Annotated in this window: 1 rRNA gene; it reads left to right on the top strand. The window is 52.8% G+C overall.

The annotated features are described in order from the left end of the window. Positions 1-1,326 (top strand): 23S ribosomal RNA (locus LNN34_RS21750); the annotation flags it as partial.

Here is a 1,326-nt window from a genome sequence, read left to right as displayed (position 1 = left end):
TACGGAGTTACAAAGGAACGAGGTAGATGAAGAGGTCTGGAAAGGCCCGCCATAGGAGGTAACAGCCCTGTAGTCAAAACTTCGTTCTCTCCAGAGTGGATCCTGAGTACGGCGGAACACGTGAAATTCCGTCGGAATCCGGGAGGACCATCTCCCAAGGCTAAATACTCCCTAGTGACCGATAGTGAACCAGTACCGTGAGGGAAAGGTGAAAAGCACCCCGGAAGGGGAGTGAAAGAGATCCTGAAACCGTGTGCCTACAAGTAGTCAGAGCCCGTTAACGGGTGATGGCGTGCCTTTTGTAGAATGAACCGGCGAGTTACGATCCCGTGCAAGGTTAAGCAGAAGATGCGGAGCCGCAGCGAAAGCGAGTCTGAATAGGGCGCATGAGTACGTGGTCGTAGACCCGAAACCAGGTGATCTACCCATGTCCAGGGTGAAGTTCAGGTAACACTGAATGGAGGCCCGAACCCACGCACGTTGAAAAGTGCGGGGATGAGGTGTGGGTAGGGGTGAAATGCCAATCGAACCTGGAGATAGCTGGTTCTCTCCGAAATAGCTTTAGGGCTAGCCTCAAGGTAAGAGTCTTGGAGGTAGAGCACTGATTGGACTAGGGGCCCCTACCGGGTTACCGAATTCAGTCAAACTCCGAATGCCAATGACTTATCCTTGGGAGTCAGACTGCGAGTGATAAGATCCGTAGTCGAAAGGGAAACAGCCCAGACCGCCAGCTAAGGTCCCAAAGTATACGTTAAGTGGAAAAGGATGTGGAGTTGCTTAGACAACCAGGATGTTGGCTTAGAAGCAGCCACCATTTAAAGAGTGCGTAATAGCTCACTGGTCGAGTGACTCTGCGCCGAAAATGTACCGGGGCTAAACGTATCACCGAAGCTGCGGACTGTTCTTCGAACAGTGGTAGGAGAGCGTTCTAAGGGCTGTGAAGCCAGACCGGAAGGACTGGTGGAGCGCTTAGAAGTGAGAATGCCGGTATGAGTAGCGAAAGAGGGGTGAGAATCCCCTCCACCGAATGCCTAAGGTTTCCTGAGGAAGGCTCGTCCGCTCAGGGTTAGTCGGGACCTAAGCCGAGGCCGAAAGGCGTAGGCGATGGACAACAGGTTGATATTCCTGTACCACCTCCTCACCATTTGAGCAATGGGGGGACGCAGGAGGATAGGGTAAGCGCGGTATTGGATATCCGCGTCCAAGCAGTTAGGCTGGGAAATAGGCAAATCCGTTTCCCATAAGGCTGAGCTGTGATGGCGAGCGAAATATAGTAGCGAAGTTCCTGATTCCACACTGCCAAGAAAAGCCTCTAGCGAGGTGAGA

The organism is Bacillus sp. AF23, from assembly GCF_020861455.1.
Lineage (GTDB): Bacteria > Bacillota > Bacilli > Bacillales > Bacillaceae > Bacillus > Bacillus halotolerans.
The sequence above is the reverse complement of the archived record's forward strand: the minus strand, read 5'-3'. Positions and strand labels throughout refer to the sequence as shown.